The organism is Pirellulales bacterium (assembly GCA_035546535.1).
In the GTDB taxonomy this organism is placed as follows: domain Bacteria; phylum Planctomycetota; class Planctomycetia; order Pirellulales; family JACPPG01; genus JACPPG01.
Genome location: DASZWQ010000195.1, coordinates 1 through 2,994, shown reverse-complemented (window position 1 = coordinate 2,994; position 2,994 = coordinate 1). Strand labels below are relative to the sequence as shown.

Below are 2,994 nucleotides of genomic sequence, written 5' to 3'. Positions count from 1 at the left end.
ATGCTGGGCACCTTGCGACGATGCAGCCTCCGCGAACAAGTTTCCTCATGGGGACTCGGCGGCCAAGGTAGCCGAAAAGTCCTCGACCTCCTGGAAAACACGGCCGCTCTGGCGGCCTAAACTGCGAAACTCGAACTAAGGAATCCGGATATTGTTGATCGCGGATCATTTCGTCAGAAATCCGAGATACGGAGTCAGGCGGTCGAGCGCGAGCCACATTGCGAAGCTTATTACGGGTGCAAGCAGCGACGCGATTGGAACCGCATTCTTATAGCCTCGAAGAAGGTGATAGATGGCGAACGCGATTATGACAAGCACGAAAAGCGTGGTGACGTAGCGCCGCTAATGGGCTCCCGGGAGCGAGCCAATCTCGAAAACAACAAATACCCAGATGGGGGCGGCCAACGTCATGAACAATGGGCTGACGGCCCTTGAAGAAACCTTCATGCCCTGATTCTATCGCAATCGTCGCCAGCCGCTTGCTCCTCGTCTGTCATGAAGCTCGCTCATGTTGGATTGGCGGAGCTTTACTGCGGCCGCAATGGGGGCAACGCCACAGATTTGGCGAACTCCGCCCGCAGATGACGCAACGAAACGAATCGAAAAACGGCGGCACCCTTGAACCCAACAGCAGCAGCACGACCGTGGCGACAATGGCGATTTCTAGTGAGCCCATGGCTCGCTTCTGCTGCGGTGTGGACGTTGATCGTCGAAATTATCATGGCGGTCGTGGATCATGTGTGGCTAGCTTCGCCGTGCCGTCTCTTTTTGCCGCGCTCGTGTCGCTCGCGACTGATCGCTTTGTACGAGGCCCACGCGAATATGGCGGCAATCGACCCGCCGATTCCACGCCCTGCTATTTGCAGGGGGGACGGCCGCGTGGCGGCCATTGGAACCACTTTCGTTTGTCGCTCCTGTTGCCCGAATCGATTGATACCGGGTGCAGGTTCGCTCGCGGTCCACATCACGGGCAATTTGATCGAACCCACCCAGATCGACGCGAATACCGCCAACCATGCGAGTGTCTTCCACATCCCCGAATTCTACCAAGCGGGCCGTGCCGCTCCCAAAGAATCTCGGCCTTAAGCCGCCGCGCCGACGGTCGCCCCCTTTTGCGGTCCGGCCGTCGATCCCGCATAATGCGGGTCGCCGAGCGGGTAGAATTCCCTTCGAAATGCGGCCGCGGACGAGGTCTCCAAGCGATACGCGTGAACCACGCGCCGCCGGCCACTCTCTTTTTTACTGCCTACTGCCTACTGCCTACTGCCTACTGCCTACTGCCTACTGCCCACTAATTCCGCCATGTCTTTAGATCAGTACGACAACCCGCTTATCGCTCGTTACGCCTCGGCCGAGATGTCGCGGCTGTGGAGTCCGCAGAAGAAGTTCCGCACCTGGCGCGAGCTGTGGGTCGTGCTGGCCGAGGAGGAAGCCCGGCTGGGCTTGCCGATCACGGCGGCGCAGATTGCGGCGCTCGAGGCCCACGTCGATACGATCGATTTCGCCGCAGCCGAGAAGTACGAGCGGAAGCTGCGGCATGACGTGATGGCGCACGTACACGCCTACGGCGACGATTGCCCCGAGGCGCGCGGCATCATCCACTTGGGCGCGACGAGTTGCTACGTCACGGATAACACGGACCTGATCTTGCTGCGCGAATCGCTCGAGCTGGTGCGGTCGCGCGTGGTGGCGGCGATCGACCGGCTGGCGACGTTCGCCGCGCGGACGCGCGACCTGGCCTGCCTGGGCTTTACCCATTTTCAGCCGGCCCAGCCGACGACGATCGGCAAGCGGGCCTGCCTGTGGGCGTACGACCTGGTTCAGGACCTGGCCGAGATCGAGCATCGCCTGGCGACACTGCAGGCACGCGGCGCCAAAGGGACCACCGGCACGCAGGCCAGCTTCCTGGAGCTCTTTGGCGGCGACCACGAGAAGGTGAAGGAGCTCGATCGGCGGATCGCCGCGCGGCTGGGCTTTAAGTCCAGCTACGCCGTGACCGGGCAGACCTATTCGCGCAAGGTCGACGCCCAGGTGCTGGCCACGCTGTCGGGCATCGCGCAAAGCGCCCAAAAAGCGGCCACTGACTGGCGCCTGCTGCAAAGCCGCAAAGAATTGGAAGAGCCGTTCGAGAAGGATCAGATCGGTTCGTCGGCCATGGCCTACAAGCGCAACCCCATGCGCTCGGAGCGGATCTGTGGACTATCGCGGTTCGTGATCAGCTTGGAATCGAGCGGCGCCGAAACGGCGGCCACGCAATGGTTGGAACGCACGCTCGACGATAGCGCCAATCGGCGATTGACACTGCCGCAAGCGTTTTTGGCGGCCGACGCGATTTTGATTTTGTATGAGAACGTGGCATCGGGCTTCGAGGTCTACCCGCAGGTGATCGCCAGGCATCTGGGCGAAGAGCTGCCGTTCATGGCCACGGAAAACATCTTGATGGCCGCCACCAGCGCCGGCGGCGACCGGCAAGAGCTGCACGAGCGCATCCGTCAGCACAGCCAGGCAGCCGCGGCGGTCGTCAAGCAGCAGGGCAAACCAAACGATCTCATGGAGCGGCTGCGCGGTGACGCCGCCTTCAAAGGCGCGAACCTCGACGCCGCGCTCGATCCGGCGAATTTCGTGGGCCGCGCGCCCGAGCAGGTCGACGAGTTCATCGCCGAAGTCGTCGCGCCGATCCGCACGCGCTATGCCGCCGCGATAGCCACCAAGGGGAGCGTGCGGGTGTAGGGCAGTTCGCGAGACGTATTTGCCACAGAGGGCACAGAGCACACAGAGAGAAGGACTCGGGGATGCTTTGTTTATCCGTGAAGAAGACCTAGGCACCCGCGGCGCACGGGCAAGCGAGTTGCCCGTGCCACCCAAGGAATCTCTCCTCGGTGATCTCTGTGTGCTCTGTGGCAGTCTTCTGCTAGATCAAATCCAGCCGGCGCGTCGGTCGCTTTGTCCGGCTGCAATCGGCGCAGATGCCGTGAATGATCAAGCGGTGGCCTG

At 61.9% G+C, this 2,994-nt stretch carries 1 protein-coding gene; it reads left to right on the top strand.

Going from position 1 to position 2,994, the window contains the following annotated elements:
* Positions 1-1,302 precede the first annotated feature (1,302 nt).
* Positions 1,303-2,730: an adenylosuccinate lyase gene (gene purB, locus VHD36_22810; GenBank protein ID HVU90181.1), complete on the top strand. Its 1,428-nt coding sequence runs from the start codon at positions 1,303-1,305 to the stop codon at positions 2,728-2,730.
* Positions 2,731-2,994 lie beyond the last annotated feature (264 nt).

Coding starts and splice junctions, on each gene's coding strand:
- purB (HVU90181.1), top strand. CDS start 1,303: ATGTCTTTAGATCAGTACGACAACCCGCTTATCGCTCGTTACGCCTCG.